We start from the raw sequence: 24,128 nt of genomic DNA, 5'->3' as shown, positions 1-24,128 counted from the left end.
GTGCTCGACTCAGCGGTTGGACTTGATCTTGCTCCAGGAGCGGGTCATCTGGCGCAGGATCGGCGGGCTCGGCATGGTCGAGACATACAGCTTGTCCAGCACGGCCTGTGGCGGGTAGATCTCGGGGTTGTTGACCAGCGCCGGGTCCATGTCGGCCTTGGCGTCCGGGTTGGCATTGGCGTAGCCGACCGTGGCGCTGACCTTGGCGATCACCTGCGGGTCGAGCAGGTAGTTGATGAACGCCAGGGCTTGCTCGGGGTTCTTGGCATCCTTGGGGATCGCCAGCAGGTCGAACCACAGGTTGCTGCCTTCCTTGGGGATGCTGTAGGCAACCTTGACGCCGTTGCCGGCCTCTTCGGCACGGTGGGCGGCCTGGAACACATCGCCGGAATAGCCGAAGGCCACGCAGACGTCGCCGTTGGCCAGGTCCGACACGTATTTGGAGGAGTGGAAGTAGGTGATGTACGGGCGCAGCTCCAGTAGGCGCGCCTCGGCTTTCTTGTAGTCGTCGGCCTTCTCGCTGCGCGGGTTCATACCGAGATAGTTGAGGATGGCCGGGAACAGCTCGTCGGGCGAATCCATGAACGCCACGCCGCATTGCTTGAGCTTCTTAAGGTTTTCCGGTTCGAACAGCACCGCCCAGGAGTCGATCTTGTCGATGCCCAGCACCGCCTTCACTTTATCGACGTTATAGCCGATGCCGTTGGTGCCCCACAGGTAGGGCACGGCGTACTGGTTGCCAGGGTCATTCTGCTCCAGCTGCTTGAGCAGTTTTGGGTCCAGATGCTGCCAGTTCGGCAGCTTGCTGCGGTCCAGTGGCAGGAACGCGCCGGCCTGGGCCTGGCGAGCAAGGAAATGGTTCGACGGCACTACCACGTCGTAGCCGGTGCGCCCGGCCAGCAGCTTGCCTTCGAGGGTTTCGTTGGAGTCGAACACGTCATAGACCACCTTGATCCCGCTGCTGGCCTGAAAATCCGCCAGGGTGGTGTCACCGATGTAGTCGGTCCAGTTGTACACGCTCACCGTCGGCTGGGCCTGGGCGGCGGCGCCGAACAGCAGGGCGAAGGTTGCGGGGATCAGGGCTTTGCGATGACGCATGTCGACACCTCGTTGGTCTTGTTCTTCGAATTCGGTGGTGTAGGGGCTGCTTCGCAGCCCGTTCGCGGCACAAAGCGCGCGCCCCCTGTAGGAGCGGCCTTGTGTCGCGAAAGGGGCGCAAAGCGCCCCCAATGGACTCAAACGCTCAGCAACAGGAACTCACGCTCCCAAGAGCTGATCACCCGCTTGAAGTTCTCGTGCTCGGCGCGCTTGACCGCGACATAGCCCTGGACGAACTGCTGGCCCAGGTACTGCTGCACCTTCTCGCAGTCCTCCATGTGCTGCAGCGCGTCCTCGATGGTGATCGGCAAGCGCAGGTTGCGGCGTTCATAAGCACGGCCCTGCACCGGCGCGCTGGGTTCGAGCTTCTCGACCATGCCGATGTAGCCACACAGCAGGCTGGCGGCGATGGCCAGGTACGGGTTGGCGTCGGCGCCCGGCAGGCGGTTTTCCACGCGCATCGCCTCGGGGCTCGAGGTTGGCACGCGCAGCCCGGCGGTGCGGTTCTCCTCGCCCCACTCGACGTTCACCGGCGCCGACGTGTCGGGCAGGAAGCGGCGGAACGAGTTGACGTTGGGCGCGAACATCGGCAGCAGCTTGGGGATGTACTTCTGCAAACCACCGATATGGTGCAGGAACAGCTCGCTCATGCTGCCATCTTCGTTGGCGAAGATCGGCTTGCCGGTGGCGATGTCGACCACGCTCTGGTGCAGGTGCATGGCGCTGCCCGGCTCGTCGGTGATCGGCTTGGCCATGAAGGTGGCGGTGACGTTGTGCTTGAGCGCCGCCTCGCGCATGGTGCGCTTGAACACGGTGATCTGGTCGGCCAGGTCCAGCGCGTCGCCGTGGCGGAAGTTGATCTCCATCTGCGCCGGGCCGTCTTCATGGATCAGCGTGTCCAGGTCCAGGCCTTGCAGTTCGCACCAGTCGTAGACGTCCTCGAACAGCGGGTCGAATTCGTTGGCAGCATCGATGGAGAACGACTGGCGACCACTTTCGGCGCGGCCCGAACGGCCCAGCGGCACTTGCAGCGGCAGGTCGGGGTCTTCGCAGCGTTGGGTGAGGTAGAACTCCATCTCGGGTGCGACGATCGGCTGCCAGCCTTTGTCGGCATACAGCTTGAGCACTTTCTTCAACACGTTGCGCGGCGACAGCTCGATGGGGTTGCCTTGCTTGTCGAAGGTGTCGTGGATGACGATCGCGGTCGGTTCGATGGCCCAAGGGATCTGGTACACCGCGGTGGGGTCGGGGCGGCAGACCATGTCGATGTCGGCAGCGTCGAGCAGGCTGTAGTAGATGTCATCGTCGACGTAGTCGCCGGTGACCGTCTGCAGCAGCACGCTCTCGGGCAGGCGCATGCCGCGCTCGTGGAGGAACTTGGCGGTCGGGGCGATCTTGCCGCGGGCGATGCCGGTCAGGTCGCTGATCACGCATTCGACTTCGGTGATCCGGTGTTCTTTCAGCCAGGTGGACAGCTGATCGAAGGGGGCGTTCATACAAACCTCTTGGTTGGGTAGTTGTGGTGGTCAGCACGTAGGGCACTTCCCACAGGTGACGCTGAGGACTATCTTGGGCGCAGCCCTTGTGGCCGATCTATCCACTTTATTCGCGATCAAATGCACCAAAAGAGTGCAATAGGACAGCGCGTGACAACGCCAACCGCCTTGCAGGTTCAGGATTACCGCACCACCGATGTGACCGAGCAGACTCGTGCCACCCCTGGCTGGCAGCAGCAGTACCGGCAGATGTCCCCCGGGCATTTCGACGGCCGCTTGCGCTGGCTGGGCCTCGATGGCGTGGAGGTGTACGAGGAGCGCCTGAACACCCGCGTCGAACAGTTCTTCCGTGCCCCCAGCGGCGCGCTGGCGTTCTGCTTCGACCGCAGCGAGAACAGCCTCTATCTGCTCAACGAAGACAGCCGCAATATCTGGATCACCCCGGAGAACTACCAGGAAGTGGCAGTGGTGTTCGAGCAGCCGTTCCTGGCCAGCCACGGGCTGGATGTGGAGCGCCTGCGTGGGCTGTTCATGGTGCCGCTGACCTGCCAGCAGAACGCCTTGTTCGGCAACTGGCTGAGCGCCACGCTGACGCGCCTGGGCCAGGCCGATTGCCCGGTGGAAGGCAGGGCGCTGGCGGAGCAGCTGCTGGAGGATTGCCTGTTCATCCTCGATAACGCCGGGCAGCGTTTGCAGGGCGATGCGCTGGGCAGGCGCGACGAGGAGCGGGCGATCATGCGCCGGGTCAGTGAATGGGCAGCCGACTGCCCCGATGAAACCCTCAACCTGGTGCAGTTGGCCAAGGTTGCCGGGGTTTCCGTGCGCCAGTTGCAGCAGGCGTTCAAGGGATTCACCAACATGCCGCCGGCACACTGGTTGCGCCTGCGCCGATTGAACGGCGCGCGGCGGGACCTGCTGGCAGGGGATGCGACCGTGGCCGAGGTGGCCATGCGCTGGTCGTTCTGGCACCTGGGGCGGTTTTCCGAGAGTTACCGGCAGTTGTTCCAGGAGTTGCCCAGCGAAACGCTCAAGCGCGCGCGCGGGCCAAGCCGCGCATGATCGGTCTGGGTGAAGGCAGCTATTTTGTGTTGCTTGCACTGGCCTCATCGCCGGCAAGCCGGCTCCCACAGATACCAGCGCCGCCCCTGTGGGAGCTACTGTCTTGTTCACAATTCAAAGACCTGGCGCGATCCCTGTGGGAGCGGGCTTGCCCGCGAACACGGGCGTAGCCCGTGCCAGGCCCCGCTGCCCCCACAGGTGATGTGATCACTTTTCTGGGCATCGCAGCCGGCCAGGGTAAAAGCTGCTAGGGTGCCCACCGCAACCCTCGTCCAGGCCAGGTATGGATACCCAACAAGCCCCGCGCTTCACCTACCAGAAAGTCCATCGCTACCTCAGCGACTGGCTCGCTGCCCGCGCGCCGGGGCAGTCACACCGCCTGCCATCGCTGCGCGATGTGGCCCGCCAGCTGCAAGTGTCGCTGACCAGTTGCAAACAGGCCTTTGCCTTGCTCGAAGCACAGGGGCGCATCCACGCCAGGCCCAAGGTCGGTTACTTCAGTGTCATCCAGGCGCCGCCTGTACCGCTGCCGACCACGGCCAGCCTGCTCGACCGCGTCTTCGCCAGCGCCAGGCAAACGGGCATGCTGGCCCTGAGCAGCGACGCGCCGCCGCTGCTGAGCTCACTCGACGGCCCCTTGCTGATGCTCGAGCGCGACCTGGCGCGGCGTTCGCCGAAGGCCAGCCTGCCGCCTTATCAGCCCTTGGGTGAACCGGAACTGCGTGAAGCATTGGCCCGTCATTACAGCCGTGGCCTGGAAGATCTTTGGCAGGCCGACCAGGTCTTTGTCGGCCCGGACGTGCGCAGCGTCCTTGACCTTGCGCTGGCTGCACTGGTGCCGCCGGGCGGACTGGCGCTGGTCGAGTCACCGTGCTCCTGGTTGGTGTTGCGCCAGTTGCAGGCGGCCGGGCTGAAGGTGATCGAGTTTTCACTGAACGGGCAGGGGCGACTGGATCTCGATGCCATTGCCCAGTTGCTTACCGATACGCCCGTGGCGGTTGCGGTGGTGTCATCGCGTGTGAACGTGCCCCAGGGAGGCGTGATGCCGGCTGCGGACAAGCGGCGCCTGTGCGCGTTGCTCGCCAGGCACCAGGTGTGGTTGTTCGAGAACGACAGCTACGGGGGGCTGTGCCCGGCCATGCCAGCCTACCGCGAGCATGCAGACCCGCAGCGCGTGCTGGTGTTCGCCGGTTTCGACAAGCACATCGGTGCCGAAGCCCCGTTTGCCTATTTGCTGTGCCGTGGCGCGGCGGCGACGTTGGCCGAGGCGTTTCATGCCCGCAGCTCGCGCTTGCCGCATTACCGCCAGCGCGCCGTTGCGCGATTGTTCGGTTCAGGGCGCGTCGAGCGTCACCAGGCCTTGCTGGCCAGGAAGCTGGCTGCCAGTGCCACACGCATGGCCGCCTTGCTACAGCGCCATGCCGCTGACTGCCTGCAGTTGTCCATGCCCGCCGCAGGGGCGTCACTGTGGTTGCAGACGACGCGGTCGGTGGATATGGACGCGGTCTGCGCGCAACTGCTGGCCCAGGGCATCGTCATCGCCCCAGGCTCGCTGTTCAGCCAGGCCGGCCACTGGCGCGATCACCTGCGCCTGAGCGTTACCGTCGACTGGCAACAGGACATCGAGGGCGCATTGGTCGCCCTGGCCCAGGCGATTCGGCGCGCGCCTCAGCTGCCGTAGCAGTGCTCAAGTGCGGGGAACTCGCCTTGGCGCACTTCATTGGCGTAACGGGCGCAGGCCAGGCGGATGGGCGCGCTCAGGTCGGCATATTGCTTGACGAAGCGGGGCTTGCGTGGCCCGGCTAGGCCCAGCAAGTCTTCGGTCACCAGAATCTGCCCGTCGCAGGCGGGCGAGGCGCCAATGCCGATGCACGGCTGTGCGCTTTGTTCGCTGATCCGCCGTGCCACCGCTTCGGCCACACCTTCGAGCAGCAGGCCAAAGGCGCCGGCGGCGACGTTGGCGCGGGCGTCCTCGATGATCGTTGCCGCGCTGGCCTCGGTCAGCCCCTGGGCCTTGTAGCCGCCCATGACATTGACGAACTGCGGCATCAAGCCGACGTGGGCCATCACCGGAATCCCGCGCTCGACCAAAAACGCCACGGTCGGCGCCAGCGCAAGGTTGCTCTCCAGTTTCACCGCGTCGCACCCGGTCTCGGCCAGCACGTGGGCGCAGTTGCGAAAAGCCTGTTCAGCCGAGGCCTGATAGCTGCCAAAAGGCATGTCGGCAATCACGCAGGCGTGTTCGGTGCAGTCCACTACCGTGCGGGTGTGGCTGATGGTCTCCTCCAGGCGCATGGCCAGGGTGGAACGGCGGCCGTAGGCGACCATGGCGGTCGAGTCACCGACCAGAATGAAATCCACCAAGGGGTCGATCAGGCGGGCGATAGGCGCGCTGTAGGCGGTCAGGGCGACGATCTTCTGTCGGCCTTTCATGGCGGCCAGGTCGGGAATGGTCAGGCGATGGGTTGGGTTGTGGGTGTTCATCGATTACCTCCGGGGGTGACAGGGAGGTGATCGATTATTCGCCCCTTGCAGGGCGATTCCAGATACAGGCCCGGGCGATTTTGCAGCCCAGAATGGCATTCGCCGGCAAAGCCGGCCTCTTGTGGGAGGCGGCCTTGCCAGCGAACAGCGCGGTCAGATCAGTTGCGATCCAGCCACACGGTCTGGGCGTTGGTGAACTCACGCACACCAAAGTGCGACAGCTCACGGCCGAAGCCACTCTTCTTCACGCCACCGAAGGCCACGCGGGGGTCGGAGGCGCAGTAGCCGTTGATGAACACACCGCCGGTATCCAGCGCGGTGGTCATGCGCTCGGCCAGGGCGTAGTCGGCGGTGTAGATGGTTGCAGCCAGGCCGAATTCGCTGTCGTTGGCCAGCTCTACCGCGTGGTCGGCGTCGCGGGCAGTGATGATCGCCGCCACCGGGCCGAACAGTTCCTGTTTGAACGCAGTCATGTCCGGGGTGACGTTGGCGAACACGGTCGGCGCATAGAAGTTGGCCGCGCCTTCGACCTTGTGGCCGCCCAGCAGCAAGGTGGCGCCTTCGGCCAGGGTGGCCTGTACCTGGCCATCGAGTTCGTCGCGCAGGTCATAGCGGGCCATCGGGCCGATGTAGGTGGCGTCGTCCAACGGGTTGCCGACGGTCAGGGCACGGGTGGCCTCGACGAACTTGGCGGTGAATTCCTCGACGATGCTCGCTTCGACGATCAGGCGCTTGGCTGCGGCGCAGACCTGGCCGGTGTTCTGGTAGCGGCCGATCACGGCAGCCTTCACGGCAGCGTCCAGGTCGGCGTCGGCCAGCACGATGAACGGGTCCGAGCCACCCAGCTCCAGCACGCACTTCTTCAGCGCGGCACCGGCCTGTGCACCGATGGCCATGCCGGCGCGCACGCTGCCGGTGAGGGTGATGGCGGCGATGCGCGGGTCGTTGATGGCGCGGGTGACACCCTCGGGGGTGACGTTGAGCACTTCGAACACGCCTTCAGGTACCCCGGCGCGCTTGAACAGGTCGGCCAGCAGGTAGGCGCTGCCCATCACGTTGGGGGCGTGCTTGAGCACGTAGGTGTTGCCGGCCAGCAGGGCGGGTACGGCGCCACGCAGCACCTGCCAGATGGGGAAGTTCCACGGCATCACGGCGAGGATCGGGCCCAGCGGGCGGTACTCGATGCGGGCTTTTTCGATCTGCGTAGGTTCGGCGGACAGCATGGCCGGGCCGTGCTCGGCGTACCACTGGCACAGGCCGACGCACTTGGCGACTTCGCCGCGGGCCTGGCTGATCGGCTTGCCGATTTCGCGGGCGATCATCTGGGCGAAGGCTTCGGCGTTGGCCTGCAGGGCGTCTGCCAGGGCGATCAGGTATTCGCTGCGCTGACCCAGCGACACCTCGCGCCATTGGTTGTAGCCAACCTTGGCGCGTTGCAGCGCCGCTTCCAGTGCGGCGTCGGTGTCGAAGGCATAGTGGCCGATTTGCTCGCCGGTGTACGGGTCGACGGAAATGGCATGGGTCAGGCTGCTGATCTCGCTCATGGCTTGAATCTCGTTGTTATGAATCAGTGGGCCCAGACTAGTGGTGGCGCGCTTTAATGAAAACTGAATAATAATGAGCGAAACATTCACGTTTGGAGAATGACCTGTGGACCTGGTGCAACTGGAGATCTTCAAGGCCGTGGCCGAGCACGGCAGCATCAGCGCTGCCGCCCAGCACATCCACCGGGTGCCGTCGAACCTGACCACCCGCATCAAACAGCTGGAAGAAGACCTGGGCGTCGAGCTGTTCATCCGCGAGAAGAGCCGCCTGCGCCTGTCGCCGGCCGGCTGGAACTTCCTCGAATACACCCGGCGCATCCTCGACCTGGTGCACGAGGCGCGGCTGACCGTGGCGGGGGAGGACCCGCAGGGCACGTTCGCCCTGGGGTCGTTGGAGAGTACGGCGGCGGTGCGCATTCCGGCGCTGCTGGCGGCCTATAACCAGCGCTACCCCAAGGTCGACCTGGACCTGTCCACCGGCCCTTCGGGAACGATGCTCGAAGGCGTGCTGTCCGGGCGCCTGGTGGCGGCGTTCGTCGATGGCCCGGTGCTGCATCCGACGCTCGAAGGCATGCCGGTGTTCGAGGAAGAGATGATGGTGATCGCGCCACTGCACCATCCGCCGGTCACCCGTGCCCACGACGTCAACGGTGCGAGCATCTACGCCTTTCGCGCCAATTGCTCGTACCGCCATCACTTCGAGAGTTGGTTCGTCCACGACCAGGCGGTGCCCGGCAAGATCCACGAGATGGAGTCGTACCACGGCATGCTCGCCTGCGTCAGCGCGGGGGCGGGACTGGCGATGATGCCGCGCAGCATGCTCGACAACATGCCCGGTTGCAGCACGGTGAGCGCCTGGCCGATGGCCGAGGACTTCCGCTACCTGAAGACCTGGCTGGTGTGGCGGCGGGGTACGGTGTCGCGAAGCCTGAGCATGTTCATCAAACTGCTGGAAGAGCGTCGCGACACCTGACGGGTAGGTTATCGATCAGGCCGCAGCGGCGAGCTTAGCGCTCACCTGGCGGCGACGGTACGCGCTGTCACGGCTGGCGAGCCAGCAGTACAGCGGCGAAGTGACCGCCAGGCCCACCAGCCACGAAAGGTCGGCGCCGTTGATGTACTCGGACACCGGCCCCACGTACAGCGGCGTGTTCATGAACGGGATCTGCACCACGATGCCCACGGCGTAGGCGATCAGCGCCTGAGGGTTGTAGCGGCCGTAGATACCGCCATCGACCTTGAAGATCGACTGGATGTCGTAGTCACCCTTGTGGATGACGTAGAAGTCGATCAGGTTGATCGCCGTCCACGGCACCAGTACTACCAGCAGCACCAGCACCATGTCGACGAAGTGGCCGATGAAGTCCGCCGAGGCGAACACCGCCACCACGCAGCAGGCGGCCAGCACCAACAGCGACAGCACGGCGCGGCTCTTGGCGGTGGGGATCCAGCGGTAGGCGAAGGTCTGCACCAGGGTGATGATCGACAGCACCGCGCCATACAGGTTGAGGGCGTTGTGGCTGATCACGCTGAGCAGGAACAGCACCAGCATGACCGGGCCAAGGGTGCCGGTGGCCAGCTTGACCGCGTCCATGGTGTCCATGCCCGCCGGGATCGCCAGCACCGCCACGGCGCCGAAGATGAACGACAGGCTCGAGCCCAGCGCCGAACCGAGGTAGGTGGTCCAGAAGGTCGAAGACACCTTCACGTCGGCTGGCAGGTAGCGCGAGTAGTCCGACACGTAGGGGGCAAAGGCGATCTGCCACAGCGCCGCCAGCGACACGGTGGCCAGCCAGCCGGCCAGGTTGAAGCCGCCGCGGGTAAGGAAGTCGTCGCTCTGCACATGGCTGAAGATGTAGCCAAAGCCGACCACGATGCCGATGCCCAGCACCCAGGTGCCGATCCGGTTGAGCACGTGGATGAAGCGGTAGCCGATGATGCCGATGATGCCCGAGCCCAGCGCACCGACAACGATGCCCACCGACACCGGCACGGACTCGACCACGCCGTGCAACGACTTGCCGGCCAGCACGATGTTGGAGGCGAAGAAGCCGATGTACATCAGCCCGGCGATCACCACCACCAGCAGCGCGCCGAGCGAGCCGAACTGGGCGCGGCTCTGGATCATTTGCGGGATGCCCATTTGCGGGCCCTGGGCCGAGTGCAGCGCCATCAGCACGCCGCCGAGCAGGTGGCCGACCAGGATGGCGACCACGCCCCAGACCAGGTTGAGGTGGAACAACTGCACGCCGAGCGCGCCGGTGACGATGGGCAACGGCGCGATGTTGCCGCCGAACCACAGTGTGAACAGATCCCTTACCTTTCCATGGCGGTCTTGCGGCGGCACGTAGCCGATCGTGTGTTTCTCGATGAGGGGTGCCGAGTTGGCTGCACTGGTCATGACTGACTCCAAGGCAAGGAGGGGCAACTGCAGGTGCCCAGGGGCGTGCCGACAACGGGCGACGCGTTCTTGTTGGAGCGATGATGGCGGGCGGGCGGAGAAGGGGAAATTAGTAAATTTGTGCTCATGAACCTTAAAAAAGCTAAGGCCGGCAGATGGTTAGGCGGGTAAGGCGCGTGGAACCCGGTGTCGGGGCCGCTGTGTCTGGTCAGTGGCGGCCTTTCGCGGGTAAACCCGCTCCCACAGTGTTAGCGGTGTACCTGTGGGAGCGGGTTTACCCGCGAAGGCGCCGGCACTGGTAGAGAAACCGATGTGCCTACATCGGCAACAAGCGGTCCTGGATCACCTCTTTCATCACCAGCGTGGAACTGAGCCGTTTCACATTGGGGATGCTGGTCAGCTGTTCGTCATACAGCTTCTGGAACGCCGGCAGGTCCTTGGTCACCACATGCAGCAGGTAGTCCGGATCACCGAACAGCCGCTGGGCCTCGACGATCTGCGGGATCTGTGAAACCGCCGCCTCGAAGTCCGCCACCGGCTGGCGCGTTACTTCACGCAGGGTGACGAACACCAGCGCGGCAAAGTTCAGGCCCAAGGCGCTGGGGGCCAGGCGGGCGTGGTAGCCGAGGATGGCGCCGGACTCTTCCAGCGCCTTGAGCCGGCGGTGGCAGGGCGACAGGCTCAGGCCCACGCGCTCGGCCAGTTCGGTCACCGACAGGCGCCCATCTTTTTGCAGCTCGGCAAGGATCTTTCGGTCGGTTCGGTCCATGAGGGGAGAATCTTCCAGCGAATTGGTTTGAATGGGGAATATACGAAAGAAAATCCCCGGGCGATATCCGTAATCTTGCTTCCAACGAAACCTGTGTGGAAGGAAGACTTAAAGTGACCATGAGTGTGTTGGCGGCGTTCTGGGCCGTGTCGTTGCTGTTCGTGATCACCCCCGGGGCCGATTGGGCCTATGCCATTTCGGCGGGCATGCGCGGGCGCTGGGTGGTGCCGGCGGTGGCGGGGATGCTCTCGGGGCATTTTCTGGTGACGCTGATCGTGGCCGCCGGGGTTGGCAGCCTGATCGCCGGGCACCCGCTGGCACTGACCTTGCTGACCCTGGCGGGCTGCGTTTACCTGCTGTGGCTGGGCGGCAACCTGCTGCTGCGCCCGGCGGTGCCCGAAGCCGGGGAGGGTGGCTTGACGGACTCCGGGTCGCGCTGGGCATTCAAGGGCTTTTGCGTGAGCGGGCTCAATCCCAAGGTGTTCCTGTTGTTCCTGGCGCTGTTGCCGCAGTTCACCGACCCGCAGGCAAGTTGGCCGGTGTGGTTGCAGATCCTGCTGCTGGGGCTGGTGCACCTGGCCAGCTCGCTGGTGGTGTACCTGATGGTGGGGTATAGCGCCAAGGCCGTGCTGCGCACCCGGCCGGCGGCGGCGCAGGTGGTCGGGCGGTTGTCGGGGATGGTGATGATCGTAATTGCGCTGGGGTTAGTTGCCGGGCAGATGCCTTGAAGCCCGCACTATCCCTGTAGGAGCGGCCTTGTGCCGCGAAAGGGCTGCGTAGCAGCCCCAGGATCTCAGCATCAATGCATAAACCGCTGGGGCTGCTCTGCAGCCCTTTCGCGGCACAAGGCCGCTCCTACAAAGGCCAGGTCAGGGCTTCAGATTGTCGGTATTCGTGCAGCCACCTGTTGCATCTCCACCCCATCGAGCAGCGCCTCAACCACCGCCTTGGCGGCATCGAGCCCGTGGTCATTGGCCAGCAGCAGGTCGTGGCAAGTGCCGCTCGCCAGCTCCATCGCCTTGAGGTTGGTCGCGAACGCACCCTTGAGCAGGGTGGACAGGTGCACCAGCGCATCCTCGAAATCGACGCCTTCACGCACTGCAAACAAAGAAGGGTGGCTGCATTCGCAGTTGCCGAAGCTGGAGTGCGCCGTGGTGGCGCGGGACGGGGGATCGGGTAAGCCTTTTGTCATTGTGTCGCTCCTTGACTCAATGGAGCCGCCACTCGACGTGACCAAACGAAGGGGTGGCGACTGTGCGCGGGTTGGTCAACCGGGAATCAAGGAAACCGGCGCGCACGAAGGCGCCCCACGCACAGCCGCCATAAAACAAGACAGCAGGCACAAAAAAAGCGCCAACTGAATCGCATTGCGGGCGCTTGTGCGCCTTGATGTTCGCGGGTGACCAAACCCGGCCGCTGGACTTACAGCAGCGCGCAGAGGTTACCGGGCTCAGGGAAGCGTTTCAAGGCGCGATCATGTGCGGATACACTTCGCCCACCCATACCCACAAGGACGTCCACCATGCCCGAACCCACCAACCTGCTGGCCTTCGCCCTGATCTGCCTGGGCATGGTCCTGACCCCCGGCCCGAACATGATCTACCTGATCTCCCGCTCGATCTGCCAGGGGCGGGGCGCCGGGCTGATCTCGCTGGGCGGCGTGGCCTTGGGCTTCGTCATCTATATGCTGTGCGCCGCATTGGGCATCACCGCGCTGGTGATGGCGGTGCCGCTGGCCTACGACGCCTTGCGCATCGCCGGTGCCCTGTACCTGCTGTACCTGGCCTGGCAGGCGCTGCGCCCCGGTGGCCGGTCGCCGTTCCAGGTGCGCGAGCTGCCGGCGGACAGCCCGCGGCGGTTGTTCGGCATGGGCCTTTTGACCAGCCTGCTCAACCCCAAGATCGCGGTGATGTACCTGTCGCTGATGCCGCAGTTCATCGAGCCGGGCCACGGCAGTGTGCTGGCGCAGTCGCTGGTGCTGGGCGGTACGCAGATCGCCATCAGCGTATCGGTCAATGCCCTGATCGCGGTCATGGCCGGCTCCATTGCCGTGTTCCTCGCTGGCCGGCCGCTGTGGCAGCAGGTGCAGCGCTGGCTGATGGGCACCGTGCTGGCGGGGCTGGCGGTGCGCATGCTGACCGAGGGCCGGCGCTGATCGCACAATCTGCGAGGGCCGATGGAACGTCTGTGGGCGGCTGATTTCATAACCTGTGACGGATGGCGATTTGCCTGATACCACTGACGGTTGGCCCCTATGAAATCAGTCCGGAACACACGGGCGCACAACAGCGACAGCATGCCGGGCTTCCTGCTCGGCGGCGATGAGGTCAGCCGCCTGCTCAGGGGGATGGACTGGGCTGGCTCGCCATTGGGCCAGCCGCACGGCTGGTCGCCCGGCCTGAAGGCGATCATGACCACGCTGCTCACGGCCCAGGCGCAGATCGTGCTGTTCTGGGGCCCGGAGTACATTGCGCTGTACAACGATGCCTACGGCCCAAGCATCGGCAGCAAGCACCCAGGTGCCCTGGGCCGCCCCGGGCATGAGCACTGGAGCGAGCTGTGGGATGACCTGGAACCCTTGCTGCACGGGGTGCGCGAAACCGGCCAGACCTTCTCGGCCAAGGACCGCCCTTTTTATATCGAACGTAAGGAGCAGGGCGAGACGGCCTATTTCGACCTGTCCTATTCCGCCGTGCGTGAAGCCGATGGCAGCGTGGGCGGCGTGTTGTGCATCGTCAACGAGACCACTGAGCGGGTGCTGTTGCAGCGCCGCCAGGCGTTCCTGCTGGAGTTGGGCCAGGACCTCACAGGCCTTGGCCAGGCCGAGCGTATAGAGGCCCATACCATCCGCCGGCTGGCTGAAGCCTTGGGCGCGGCGCGTGTCTACTTTGGCGAGGACCTGGGTGATGGCGAGCGTTTTCGCATTGGCCACGAATGGTGTGAGGGCCTTTCTCCGATGCTCGGCGCGCACCCCTACGCCGGCTTCGGTGCGACCCTGCATGCATCGCTGCTGGCTGGGCAACGGGTGCAGCACGCCTATGCCGCGCGTGAGGCCAGGCCCAAGCACTTGAGCGGGCTCAGCGGCACCTTGCATGTGCCGGTGCTGCGCGCCGAACGGCTGGAGGCCATGCTCGCGGTGTACTTCCACAGCCCGCGGGCGATCAGCGAGGATGAATGCCAGCTGGTGGAAACCACCGCCAAGCAAGCCTGGGCGGCGATCACCCATGCCCGTGCCGAGCGCGCCCTGCACATGCTCAACGAAAACCTCGAGGAGCGGGTGGCAGGCATGCTCGCCCAGCGCGAGACGGCCATGCGGCAACTGCACGAGGCGCGCAAGCTGGAGATGATCGGCCAGCTCACCGGCGGCATTGCCCACGACCTCAACAACATGCTCACCCCGATCATCGCTTCGCTCGAGTTGTTGCGCCGCCAGCCAGAGCCGGCGAGGGCGGCGCGCCTGATCGACGGTGGCCTGCAGGCCGCCGAGCGGGCACGTAATCTGGTGGGCCGACTGCTCAGTTTCGCCCGGCGGCAGATCCTGATGCCCCAGCCGGTGTCGTTGGCGTTCCTGGTGGATGACATGCACGAACTGATAGCGCGTTCGTTAGGGCCGACTATCGTGGTGCAGGTGCGTATCGATGCTGAGCTGCCGACCGTCATGGTCGACCCGAACCAGCTGGAGCTGGCGGTGCTCAACCTGGTGATCAACGCCCGTGACGCGATGGCCGCCGGCGGCCAGTTGAACATTGCCGCAGGCCTGGACCATGCCGGCCCTGACCGGCCCGAGGGGGTGCCCGCCGGGCAGGTCTGGCTGCAGGTCACCGATACCGGGTGTGGCATGAGCGAAGATGTACTTGGGCATTGCACCGAGCCTTTCTATTCGACCAAGGGCGTGGGCAAGGGAACCGGGCTGGGTTTGCCCATGGTGCAGGGCCTGGCGCTGCAATCCGGAGGCGGCTTCAGCATCACTTCGTCGCCCGATGCTGGGACCTCGGCGACGGTATGGCTACCGGTCAGCGATGCCCCTAATCCGCGGCCTCACAAAGTGCTTGAGCAGGCGCCCCGGCCACAGGGCAAGCTACAGGTGTTGCTGGTGGACGACGAGCCGCTGGTGCGCCAGGCCACGTTGCTGCAACTGCGCGAGCTGGGGTGCGAGGTGATCGAGGTGGACAGTGCGGCACAGGCGCTGGCACAGCTGGACCAAGGGCTGGTGCCGGATGTGCTGCTGACCGACCACGTCATGGCTGACATGACCGGGGTGCGTTGTGCCCAGCTAGCGCGTGAGCGGCTGCCCGACCTGCCGGTGCTGATCATCACCGGTTACGCCAACCTCTCGCCCCGTGAACTGCATGGTTTCGAGGTGCTGCGCAAACCCTTTGGCCAGGACGAACTGGCGCTGAGCCTGGCCAGCTTGCTGGCCGCACGGGATTGAAACCGCCCGGCGCAAGGCCGGGCGTATACAGGGTCAGTCCTGGACCAGGCGCCCGCTCTTGTACTGCATGGCCACCGCTGGCGCCGGCTTGGCGCTGCCGGTTTCCAGCCATTGGCGCATGCGGCTGGCGTCGGCGAAGTGGGTGTACTTGCCGTAGGCGTCGAGGATGACCATCGCTACCGGGCGGTTGTCCATCTTGGTCAACAGCACCAGGCAGTGGCCGGCTTCGTTGGTGAAGCCGGTCTTGGTCAGCTTGATGTCCCAGTTGGGTTTGTTCACCAGGTGGTCGGTGTTACGGAAGCCCAGGGTGTAGTTGGGCTTGCGGAACGCCACGGTCTTTTCCCGGGTGGTCGACAAGTCGCTCAGCTGCGGGTAGGCGCGCGATGCCTTGAGCAACTTGACCAGGTCCTGGGCGGTGGACACGTTCAACGTCGACAGGCCGGTGGGTTCGACATAGCGCGTGCGGCTCATGCCCAGGCTGCGGGCCTTGGCGTTCATCGCCTTGATGAAGGCGCCGTAGCCGCCCGGGTAGTGGTTGGCCAGGGTGGTGGCGGCGCGGTTCTCGGAGGACATCAGGGTGATCAGCAGCGTCTCCCGACGGCTGAGTTCGCTGCCCAGGCGCACCCGCGAGTACACGCCCTTCATCTCCGGGTTGTTGGCGATGGTCATGGTCAGCATTTCGTCCATGGGCAGCTTGGCGTCGAGCACGACCATCGCGGTCATCAGCTTGGTGACCGAGGCGATGGGGCGCACGCGATCGGCGTGGCTGGCGTACAGCTCCTGGTTGGTGTTGAGGTCGATCAGCAGGGCGCTGCCAGAGGCCAGGTGCAATTTGCTCGGGTCACGCTGGACCTTCGCCTGGGGAGGTTGTGCAGCAGCGGTCGACGGGAGGGTCGCGGTACCTGTGAGCAACAGCAGCAGGCTGAGGATGGACAGGGAAGTTTTCACGTTGAGGCTCACTAAATGTTGGTATGTCGTTGGCTGTGCAAGGGTTTTCCCCCAAAAAACCGATGCATTGTGGAGTATGGCCTAGCGGCTGTCGATTGCTCGTTGAGGGGACCCCGAGAAATGAAAAAAGCTTCATGCTGGAACGGTTCCGCGACGACCGTCCGTCGTTTCGAGCAGGCAAAAAAAGCCCGCCGAAGCGGCGGGCGAGAAGAGGCGTAAGGGAGCAACGCACAACAACAGATTCGGTTCAGGCGATAAAGCGGGTGTCGAGCAGCTGGTCGGCCATGGCCTGCGCCGACGAGCGGGTGGCCAGAGGGCCGCTGATGGCTTCACCGTTGCGCATCAGGTACCAGCAGGCCAGCAGGCCTTGCTCACGTAAGCTGGCCGGGACGGCGCTGCCAACGACGGACATGATCTGGATGGGGGCCATGGGGGATCTCCTGTGAAACATGGCCCCACATTACGCAGACGCCTTGAAGGTTTGAAATCAATGGTCTCGATAGTGGTCATTGATTTCGTCAACTGTACTGCCTACCAGCGCGGCGGGCCGTAGTACACCGGCGGTGGGCCGTAGTAGCGGCGATACACCGGCGGTGGCGGCGCGGGCACGTAGCGCTCGACTACATAGGGTTGGTAGTACACCGGCGGTGGCGGTGCCTGCACGTAGACCGGTGGTGGCGGCCCGTAGTAGGCGGGCTGGCGTTCGACATACACGGTGCGGTCGTGCCCGCCCGAGACGGCCGCGCCGACCACCGCGCCCACTACCGCGGCGCCGATCACCGGCCCCGGGCCATACCAGCCGCCACCGTGGGCGGATGCCTGCCCGCTGATGGCCAATGCACCGACCAGCAGGGCGATTCCGGGGATCAAACGCTTCATGGCGAACACCTCGCAAGGCAACCCCACGCTTGGGGCCTGCTTACTATGACCCCGTGGCGTGTCAACTGAGCGCAGGGGAAGGGTAAAGGTTGTGTAAGGGGCGATCGACGGTGGTCTCTGGTACGCTCGGTCAATCGTTTCAGCCAGCGCATGAGGAGCGGCTATGAGCATCCCCCCGAGCAGAGACACCGTGCTGTGCATTTCCCTGGCCGGACGCCCCGGCACCTTTGGCGTTCGCTTTCACAATCACCTCTACCAGCAGTTGGGCCTGGACTACTACTACAAGGCCATGACCACTCAGGACCTGCCCGGCGCCGTGGCCGGCATCCGTGCCTTGGGTATCCGTGGCTGCGGGGTGTCGATGCCCTACAAGGAAGCCTGCATGGCGCTGGTGGACGAGGTCGACCCGTCGGCGGCGGCGATCGAGTCGGTCAACACCTTGGTCAATACCGATGGGCATCTCAAGGCCTACAACACTGACTACCTGGCGGTGCGCCAGTTGCTGGCGCAGCACCGGGTCGACCCGGCTACGGCCTTTGCCCTGCGCGGCAGTGGCGGTATGGCCAAGGCCGTGGCCAGTGCGCTGCGCGATGCGGGATTTGCCGACGGCACGATCGTCGCACGCAACGAACAGGCCGGGCGCCAATTGGCAGATGTGTGTGGCTATCGCTGGTTGCCCGAGCTGGGCGACCGCTGCCCGCCAATGCTGATCAACGTCACGCCGATCGGCATGGCCGGCGGGCCGGAGGCCGAGCAGTTGGCGTTTGCCGAAACCGCGATCGCTGCGGCTGAACGGGTGTTCGACGTGGTGGCGATGCCCGCGCGCACGCCGTTGATCCGCGCCGCCGAGGCGCTGGGCAAGCCGGTGATCACTGGTTTGGAGGTGATTGCCTTGCAGGCGTTGGAACAGTTCGTCTTGTATACCGGCGTGCGGCCGACGGACGAGCAGGTGGCGGCTGCGGTGGCGTTCGCCCGCAATGGGTGAAGGCCGCACTTAAGGTTTGCACACCCCCTGTAGGAGCGGCCTTGTGTCACGAAAGGGCCGCAAAGCGGCCCTAGGACTCAAGTACGCCTCAAGACTGCCGGGGCCGCTGCGCGGCCCTTTCCGGCCGGTCCGGCGCCCCGGCAAGGCCGCTCTTACAGAGGCTGGTCTCACAGAACGCGCGGCGGCTCTCCCAGCCTCAAATCACCTTATGCCCTTGGTCCAACTGCTGGTCAACCAACGCCCTCCCATGGGCCAGGGACACATGCTGGGCGTTCTCCAGATCGGAGAAGAACTTCATCGGCATCGAATAACGTCGGCTGGTATGGCCTTGCGGGTCGGTGATCAGGCACCCGGCGGCGTAGGGCAGGGGGGAGTCGGGGTGGGGCATCACGCTGGCGGTGATGGTGTGGTCGCGGTATTCACAGTGAAGGGTTTGCATCGTCCTTACCTCGCTGTGGCTGGGAAGGGGGTTACTTCCATATACCACAGCAAGGGGCCGGGAGTTCCCGGCCCGACGAATGTGTCAGCCTTTGAGTTCGGTCGGCTGGATCACTTCGACCCAGTAGCCGTCCGGGTCCTTGACGAATGCCAGGTGGTTCATGCGGCCATCTTGCAGGCGTTTCTGGAACGGCACGTCCAGCGCCTCGAAGCGGGCGCAGGCGGCGCGTACGTCCGGTACCGAGATGCAGATGTGGCCGAAGCCGCGTGGGTCGGTGTTGCCGTTGTGGTAGGCGAACGCGGGGTCGTTCTCGGTGCCGTGGTTGTGGGTCAACTCCAGTACGCCAGGGATCGACTTCATCCACTGGTGGCGCTCGGTGTCGTCCGCCGGGATCTGTGCCGGGTCGACCAGGGCCAGGAAGTACAGGCTGAATTGCGCTTCGGGGAAATCGCGCTTGTCCACCAGGCGGAAGCCCAGCACGCGGGTGTAGAAGTCCAGCGACTTCTCGATATCCTTGACCCGCAGCATGGTGTGGTTGAAGACGAACTTGGCGGTGGCGGTATCCGGTTGGGCGGTCACGCCGGGCAGGGTTTGCAGATCGTGCAGGCTCATGGGTACTCCAGAATCAGGGCCTAAAGACAGGGGGCCATGATACGGCAGTGAGCCTTGCGCGCAAATGAAAGCGCCCTGCACGAGTGCAGGGCGCCAGTATTAGAGGCCCGCATGTGCGGGCGCGTGATGGGGTCGCTAGTCCGTTAGCTGGTTCGATACTGATACAGGCCTTGTGAAAAAAGCGTGAAGCGGGTGTCGATGTTTCATCCACGCACCCAGCTTTCCACTGTCTTGGCCCCGTATTGTTCTTTCCAGGCCTTCAGCCCGCGGTGGTTGCCGCCTTTGGTTTCGATCAGCTCGCCGGTGTGCGGGTTCTCGTAGACCTTCACCACCCGTGGCCGGCGTTGTTGCTTGACGGCTGCCGCCGGGGATTTGCTGGCGGCCTTCGGGTCGAGAATGGCGATGATGTCGCGCAGGCTCTTGTCATAGCTTTTCATCAGGCCGACTAGTTTCTGCTCGAATTCGATTTCGCGTTTGAGGCCGGCATCCTTTTTCATCGCTTCCAGTTGTGCCAACTGTTCTTGAAGCGCTTTTTCGGCAGCACGAAACTCTGCAAGTCTGGACACTGTCTTCACTCCTGTAAGTCTGCCGTGGCATGACGTGACGAACATGAAAGCTTGCATGGGACGCCGGCCACGCGGTGGGGGACTGCTGTTCGCTGACAACGAGTGTAGTAGTCACTTGCGATAGGGTAAACAGCAAACTTTCTATCAGTTGGCCGGGAACTTTGATGGTTTTGCGCAACTGTTTCGAAACTTCCTTTGCCAATGCCTTAGACCATGGTCCCATGGTGCATGGCAGAGCGGTTGCGGCAAAATTGGCGATGATGGTCGAGATGCGCTCGATCGTTGCGTAGTGCCGGTGCAGATGACCGCCCGGATTGTGTTTCGCCTTACTTTGGATGTTCCCTCGCATGTTTGCCCCTTTCCCTCTCGCCCCTGGGCGCAGTGTTGCCGGCCTGTTGTTGCTGTGCGCCGGTATCAGTGCCCAGGCTGCCGGTTTTCTTGAAGACAGCAGTGCCAAGCTCGAAGCACGCAATGTCTATTTCAACCGTGATTTTCGTGACGGCCACAGCAGTTCCAGCCAGGGTGCGTCTAAACGAGAAGAGTGGGCGCAGGGGTTCATCCTCAATGTCCAGTCCGGTTATACCCAGGGGCCGGTTGGCTTTGGTGTGGATGCGCTGGGCATGGTCGGTTTCAAACTGGACTCCAGCCCCGCCGACAGTAATAGCGGCCTGTTGCCGTCATCCGGGCATGATCCACGGCGCTCCGCCGACCAGTACGCCAAGATGGGGATCGCCGGCAAGGTGAAAGTCTCCGAAACGGTGCTCAAGTACGGCTCGATGATGCCCGATGTACCGCTACTCAAGTACAACGATGGCCGTCTGTTGCCGACCATGTTCCATGGCGCCTGGCTCACCTCTGAAGAAGTGCGTGACCTCAAGTTCACCCTGGCACGCCTGAACCAGTACACCGCGCGGGATTCCACCGACCGCCAGGACATCCGTGTGCACTGCAAGAACAAGCGCTACGCCTGCGATATCGAGGCCGATCATTTCGACCTGGGCGGTATCGACTATCGCTTCAACGACCGCGTCAGTGCCCAGTACCAAGTGTCGAAGCTGGAAAACATCTACCGCCAGCACTTCCTCGGCCTGGTCGCCAGCCAGCCGTTGGACGTCGGCACGCTATCGGCCGACCTGCGCCTGATCAAGAGCGACGACATCGGCAATGCCCGTGCCGGCCATATCGACCACCGTGCCTTCAGCGGCATGCTCGGCTACAGCCTGGGCGGCCACAAGCTAAGCGCCGGCTGGCAGCGCATGTATGGCGACAGTGCCATGCCGTACCTCGATGGCACCAACCCGTACCTGGTCAACTATGCCCAGGTCAACGACTTCGCCGCGGCCCAGGAGCGTTCCTGGCAGGTGCGCTATGACTACGACTTCAAGGCTTTGGGTGTGCCCGGCCTGACCTTCTTCACCCGCTACATCAACGGCGACAGCATCAAGGTGCCGGGCAGCAATACCGAGGGTAAAGAGTGGGAGCGCGACACCGAGCTCAAGTACCAGGTGCAGAGCGGCACGTTCAAAGATGTCAGCGTGCGCCTGCGCAACTCCACCTATCGCAGCAACTATGAAAAGTGGGCGCGCGACATGGACGAAACTCGGGTGATCGTCAGCTACAACTTCTCGGTGTTCTAAGCGCCTTTGCCAAATGCCGGTGGCCAATCGACAATGGCCGCTGGCATTCAGGCTGGGCACGTGATGAAGCAGCTTCTACTGATTGGAATCGGGCCCGGCGACCCACGCCAGGTCACCTTTGAGGCGGTCGAGGCCCTGCGCCGTGCCACGGTGTTCTTCGTGCTCGACAAGGGCGCGGACAAGGATGAGCTGGTACGCCTGCGCAGGGGTATCCTCGAGCGCTACCTGCCCGCAGGAGGCTATCGACTGGTGCAGGTCGAAGACCCGCAACGCGATGGCCAGGCGACGGACTATGTCGGCGCGGTGCGCAGCTGGCACGTACAGCGCGCCGCGCTCTACGCGCGCCTGATCGAGGATGAACTGGGTGCCGGCGATATTGGCGCATTCCTGCTGTGGGGCGAGCCTGGGCTGTACGACAGCACCTTGCGCATTCTCGAACGGGTGCGCCAGCGCGGCGTAGCCTTCGCGCTTGAGGTCATCCCCGGTATCAGCAGCATCCAGGCCCTGGCAGCCAGGCACCAGATCCCCCTCAACCGCATCGGCGAGCCGTTGACCGTGCTCCCCGGCCGGCGCCTGGGCGAGCAGGGGCGGGTGGACAATGTGGTCGTCATGTTGGACGGGCAGTGCGCGTTTGCCGCGCTGGAGGACGCTGGCCTGACGATCTACTGGGGGGCGTACCTGGGCACGCCTGACGAAATGCTGATTGCCGGACCGCTACAAACGGTCAAGGGGCGAATCCTGCGAGAGCGCGAGCAGGCGCGGCAGCGCAAGGGCTGGATCATGGATACCTACCTGTTGCGGCGCGAGGATTGAGTGCTGGGCTAGTTCGTGTGCACGCGCGTCCCCTGTAGGAGCGGCCTTGCCGGGGCGCCGGACCGGTCGGAAAGGGCCGCAGAGCGGCCCCGGCGATCGTTTGTGCTGCACAAATGGCTGGGGCTGCCATGCAGCCCTTTCGCGACACAAGGCCGCTCCTACAGGGGGTGGCGTTGTCAGCCTTCTCTCGAGCGCCGCAGCATCGCCCCGGTGAAATTGAACAGCCGTAGCTCTTCCAGTTGCCCCAGGCTGTGCTCCACGCGCCCTACCAGTGCTGCACCCTGACGCTGACGGTCAAAGCGCAAGCGCAGCAGCGGCGTACAAGCGTCCTGCGCCTGCTGCCAGGCCGCTTCGTCGCCGTACAGCGCGGCGGCTGCCTTGGCCAGGCCTTCGGCGGTCGTCTCCACAGCACCCGGCCACGGTCGCTGGCCCTGGATGCCCTCGGCACCGATCGGCGTGGTCACACTGGGCGTGCCGCAGCGCAAGGCGTCAAGCAGTTGCCCGGTGGTACCGGCGCCAAAACGCAAGGGTGCCAGGCACACTCGGGCACTGCCCATCACCGCCTGGGTATCCTCGGTCCAGCCCAACACCTCAAAGCCTTCCTCGGGCGCATGCAGGGCCATGGCCTTGGGCGACGGCCTGGCGCCGTACAGGCGCAAGCGTGCCTCTGGCAAGCGCCGACGCAGCATGGGCCAGAGGTTGTGCTTGATCCACAGCAGGGCGTCGAGGTTGGCGGCCGAGCCGAAGTTACCCAGGCTGACGAAGCCCTGACGCTCGCTGAACGGCCGTTGCGCTGCCAGCGGCTCGACGGCCGGTGGGCAGTGGTGCAGCAAATAATCGGGCACGCCAAAGCCGTTGATCAGCAGGTCGATCTCCATCTCTGTGCTGAGCAAGGACAAATCGCAGCGCCAGATGGCCGCCAATTCACGCTGGGCGGTTGCGCCGGGCGCCATCTGGCGGTACAGCTCAGGCCCCGAGGTGGCGAACAGGGCGCGAAAATCGTTGGGGTCCAGACCTTCGACCAGGCGCCGGCGCAGTAGGTGCTGACGCGCTTCGCGCAGGCTCTGCAAACCTTCGGTGAAGAGCACGCGCAGCGCCTGTGGGCAGTAACGGCCTAGTTCGGTGGCGAAGTGCTCTTCGCTGCGGTAACGGTCGAACAGCACCACGTCCACTGCCTGGCCGGCTAGCAAGCCAAGGTCATCTGCCTTGATACGGTGCTCGGCGATACCCCGCGCGGCAAGGTCGGCTTTGTGCTCGCCCGCTTCAGCGGCGCAGGCGAAGGTGACCTGCCAGCCGTGGGCAGCAACGCTTTCGAGGGTCTGCAGCAGGTGCTGCCCGGCACTACCGGCCTGCGGTTCGGGCCAGTCGAGGCTGAGTACCAGGAGATGGGGCATGTTCGAGCGCCTTGGCAAAAGGCGCTATTTAAGCATGGACGATGGGTTGCAGGCTCAAGGTGTGCCGAGAATGCTCACCACCTTCTCGCGCAACTGATCGATGCTGAACGGCTTACCGATCATGTACATGCCTTCGGGCACGTTGAAACTCTCGGCATAGCCGCTGGCGAACAGCACCGGCAGCAGTGGGCGCAATTCGCGAGCCTTCGCGGCCAGCTGTTCGCCGCGCATATCCGGCAAGCCTACATCGGTCATCAACAGTGCCAGGTTGTGCTCGGGGGCCTCGAGGATCTTCAATGCAGTTGCAGCGTTGTCCGCCTCGAGGGTGCTGTAACCCAGTTCGTCGAGCACTTCGACAATAAGCATGCGAACGATGTCGTCGTCTTCGACTACCAGAAGGTGCATGTGCGGATCCTGTTTCGCGTGTGTGGTCTCTACTCTGTGCGCGTGGCAGTGGCAGAAGTTCCCAAGCTTACCGATGCCGGCAAATAGATGGAACGATTGTCGCCCACCGCCTTCAAATACTGGCTAAATGCCCTGCCAGAACCGGCAAAGCTGGTTAGACTCGCAGT

Annotated in this window: 24 protein-coding genes; 9 read left to right on the top strand and 15 right to left on the bottom strand. The window is 64.2% G+C overall.

Annotated elements, in window-relative coordinates; genetic code table 11:
• Nucleotides 1-9: 9 nt before the first annotated feature.
• On the bottom strand, nucleotides 10-1,098 hold the full coding sequence (locus IX761_RS06760; protein WP_194788835.1) for a polyamine ABC transporter substrate-binding protein: 1,089 nt from the start codon (nucleotides 1,096-1,098) through the stop codon (nucleotides 10-12).
• Nucleotides 1,099-1,235: 137 nt separating this feature from the next.
• Complete coding sequence (locus IX761_RS06755; protein WP_194788834.1) at nucleotides 1,236-2,594, bottom strand: glutamine synthetase family protein; 1,359 nt, start codon at nucleotides 2,592-2,594, stop codon at nucleotides 1,236-1,238.
• A gap of 150 nt (nucleotides 2,595-2,744) precedes the next feature.
• On the opposite strand from IX761_RS06755, the gene IX761_RS06750 reads away from it, so the two are divergent.
• Together IX761_RS06750 and IX761_RS06745 are read left to right on the top strand one after the other, a co-directional pair.
• The gene (locus IX761_RS06750; protein WP_194788833.1) at nucleotides 2,745-3,653 is read left to right on the top strand and encodes a helix-turn-helix domain-containing protein; all 909 of its coding nucleotides are present in this window, start codon (nucleotides 2,745-2,747) and stop codon (nucleotides 3,651-3,653) included.
• Between the two features lie 283 nt (nucleotides 3,654-3,936).
• Nucleotides 3,937-5,334: a PLP-dependent aminotransferase family protein gene (locus tag IX761_RS06745; protein ID WP_194788832.1), complete on the top strand. Its 1,398-nt coding sequence runs from the start codon at nucleotides 3,937-3,939 to the stop codon at nucleotides 5,332-5,334.
• Here IX761_RS06745 and panB read toward each other — a convergent pair.
• Nucleotides 5,322-6,137, bottom strand: coding sequence for a 3-methyl-2-oxobutanoate hydroxymethyltransferase (gene panB / locus IX761_RS06740; RefSeq protein WP_194788831.1), 816 nt, complete (start codon nucleotides 6,135-6,137; stop codon nucleotides 5,322-5,324). The genes IX761_RS06745 and panB overlap by 13 nt on opposite strands.
• Nucleotides 6,138-6,295: 158 nt before the next feature.
• Nucleotides 6,296-7,681: an aldehyde dehydrogenase family protein gene (locus IX761_RS06735; RefSeq protein WP_194788830.1), complete on the bottom strand. Its 1,386-nt coding sequence runs from the start codon at nucleotides 7,679-7,681 to the stop codon at nucleotides 6,296-6,298.
• Between the two features lie 106 nt (nucleotides 7,682-7,787).
• On the opposite strand from IX761_RS06735, the gene ptrR reads away from it, so the two are divergent.
• Nucleotides 7,788-8,654, top strand: a complete 867-nt coding sequence (gene ptrR / locus IX761_RS06730) for a putrescine utilization regulator PtrR (protein WP_194788829.1) — start codon at nucleotides 7,788-7,790, stop codon at nucleotides 8,652-8,654.
• Between the two features lie 15 nt (nucleotides 8,655-8,669).
• Here ptrR and IX761_RS06725 read toward each other — a convergent pair whose 3' ends face one another.
• Both IX761_RS06725 and IX761_RS06720 read right to left on the bottom strand, forming a co-directional pair.
• Entirely contained in the window at nucleotides 8,670-10,082 is a 1,413-nt protein-coding gene (locus tag IX761_RS06725) for a purine-cytosine permease family protein (RefSeq protein WP_194788828.1), read from the bottom strand.
• Between the two features lie 316 nt (nucleotides 10,083-10,398).
• Nucleotides 10,399-10,851, bottom strand: a complete 453-nt coding sequence (locus IX761_RS06720) for an Lrp/AsnC family transcriptional regulator (RefSeq protein WP_194788827.1) — start codon at nucleotides 10,849-10,851, stop codon at nucleotides 10,399-10,401.
• A gap of 113 nt (nucleotides 10,852-10,964) precedes the next feature.
• Between IX761_RS06720 and IX761_RS06715 the strand changes: the two genes are divergently transcribed.
• Nucleotides 10,965-11,579, top strand: a complete 615-nt coding sequence (locus IX761_RS06715) for a LysE family translocator (protein WP_194788826.1) — start codon at nucleotides 10,965-10,967, stop codon at nucleotides 11,577-11,579.
• A gap of 149 nt (nucleotides 11,580-11,728) precedes the next feature.
• Here IX761_RS06715 and IX761_RS06710 read toward each other — a convergent pair whose 3' ends face one another.
• Nucleotides 11,729-11,959: a hypothetical protein gene (locus IX761_RS06710; RefSeq protein ID WP_194788910.1), complete on the bottom strand. Its 231-nt coding sequence runs from the start codon at nucleotides 11,957-11,959 to the stop codon at nucleotides 11,729-11,731.
• A gap of 414 nt (nucleotides 11,960-12,373) precedes the next feature.
• Here IX761_RS06710 and IX761_RS06705 point away from each other — a divergent pair, with 414 nt between their 5' ends.
• Nucleotides 12,374-13,006, top strand: coding sequence for a LysE family translocator (locus IX761_RS06705; RefSeq protein WP_194788825.1), 633 nt, complete (start codon nucleotides 12,374-12,376; stop codon nucleotides 13,004-13,006).
• A 99-nt stretch (nucleotides 13,007-13,105) separates the two neighbouring features.
• The gene (locus tag IX761_RS06700; protein ID WP_194788824.1) at nucleotides 13,106-15,283 is read left to right on the top strand and encodes an ATP-binding protein; all 2,178 of its coding nucleotides are present in this window, start codon (nucleotides 13,106-13,108) and stop codon (nucleotides 15,281-15,283) included.
• Between the two features lie 33 nt (nucleotides 15,284-15,316).
• Here the strand turns inward: IX761_RS06700 and pbpG are convergent, their stop codons facing one another.
• From pbpG to IX761_RS06685, 3 genes are all read right to left on the bottom strand, one after another.
• Nucleotides 15,317-16,231: a D-alanyl-D-alanine endopeptidase gene (gene pbpG / locus IX761_RS06695; RefSeq protein WP_194788823.1), complete on the bottom strand. Its 915-nt coding sequence runs from the start codon at nucleotides 16,229-16,231 to the stop codon at nucleotides 15,317-15,319.
• 247 nt (nucleotides 16,232-16,478) lie between these two features.
• Nucleotides 16,479-16,661 (bottom strand): hypothetical protein, encoded by a 183-nt coding sequence (locus IX761_RS06690; RefSeq protein ID WP_194788822.1) that lies wholly within the window; start codon nucleotides 16,659-16,661, stop codon nucleotides 16,479-16,481.
• Nucleotides 16,662-16,762: 101 nt separating this feature from the next.
• Complete coding sequence (locus IX761_RS06685; RefSeq protein ID WP_194788821.1) at nucleotides 16,763-17,110, bottom strand: hypothetical protein; 348 nt, start codon at nucleotides 17,108-17,110, stop codon at nucleotides 16,763-16,765.
• A gap of 163 nt (nucleotides 17,111-17,273) precedes the next feature.
• On the opposite strand from IX761_RS06685, the gene IX761_RS06680 reads away from it, so the two are divergent.
• Nucleotides 17,274-18,095 (top strand): shikimate 5-dehydrogenase, encoded by an 822-nt coding sequence (locus tag IX761_RS06680; RefSeq protein ID WP_194788820.1) that lies wholly within the window; start codon nucleotides 17,274-17,276, stop codon nucleotides 18,093-18,095.
• A 196-nt stretch (nucleotides 18,096-18,291) separates the two neighbouring features.
• Here IX761_RS06680 and IX761_RS06675 read toward each other — a convergent pair whose 3' ends face one another.
• The 3 genes from IX761_RS06675 to IX761_RS06665 all read right to left on the bottom strand — a co-directional run bounded on the left by IX761_RS06675 (nucleotide 18,292) and on the right by IX761_RS06665 (nucleotide 19,712).
• Complete coding sequence (locus IX761_RS06675) at nucleotides 18,292-18,534, bottom strand: hypothetical protein (protein ID WP_194788819.1); 243 nt, start codon at nucleotides 18,532-18,534, stop codon at nucleotides 18,292-18,294.
• 84 nt (nucleotides 18,535-18,618) lie between these two features.
• Nucleotides 18,619-19,146, bottom strand: coding sequence for a lactoylglutathione lyase (gene gloA / locus IX761_RS06670; protein ID WP_194788818.1), 528 nt, complete (start codon nucleotides 19,144-19,146; stop codon nucleotides 18,619-18,621).
• Between the two features lie 203 nt (nucleotides 19,147-19,349).
• Complete coding sequence (locus IX761_RS06665) at nucleotides 19,350-19,712, bottom strand: histone-like nucleoid-structuring protein, MvaT/MvaU family (protein ID WP_194788909.1); 363 nt, start codon at nucleotides 19,710-19,712, stop codon at nucleotides 19,350-19,352.
• 347 nt (nucleotides 19,713-20,059) lie between these two features.
• Between IX761_RS06665 and IX761_RS06660 the strand changes: the two genes are divergently transcribed.
• On the top strand, nucleotides 20,060-21,349 hold the full coding sequence (locus tag IX761_RS06660; protein WP_194788817.1) for an OprD family porin: 1,290 nt from the start codon (nucleotides 20,060-20,062) through the stop codon (nucleotides 21,347-21,349).
• Between the two features lie 63 nt (nucleotides 21,350-21,412).
• Nucleotides 21,413-22,162 carry a precorrin-6A synthase (deacetylating) gene (cobF, locus tag IX761_RS06655; RefSeq protein ID WP_194788816.1) on the top strand — a complete coding sequence of 250 codons (750 nt, stop codon included), beginning with the start codon at nucleotides 21,413-21,415 and terminating at the stop codon, nucleotides 22,160-22,162.
• A 176-nt stretch (nucleotides 22,163-22,338) separates the two neighbouring features.
• Here the strand turns inward: cobF and IX761_RS06650 are convergent, their stop codons facing one another.
• A complete protein-coding gene (locus IX761_RS06650; RefSeq protein ID WP_194788815.1) occupies nucleotides 22,339-23,556 on the bottom strand; it encodes a glycosyltransferase in 1,218 nt (405 codons plus the stop codon).
• Nucleotides 23,557-23,610: 54 nt separating this feature from the next.
• A complete protein-coding gene (locus IX761_RS06645) occupies nucleotides 23,611-23,961 on the bottom strand; it encodes a response regulator (RefSeq protein WP_194788814.1) in 351 nt (116 codons plus the stop codon).
• Nucleotides 23,962-24,128 lie beyond the last annotated feature (167 nt).

It is taken from the genome of Pseudomonas sp. UFMG81 (assembly GCF_015354575.1).
Taxonomy (GTDB): Bacteria; Pseudomonadota; Gammaproteobacteria; order Pseudomonadales; family Pseudomonadaceae; genus Aquipseudomonas.
Note: the sequence above shows the minus strand (reverse complement) of the source record. Positions and strands in the feature narration are given on the sequence as shown.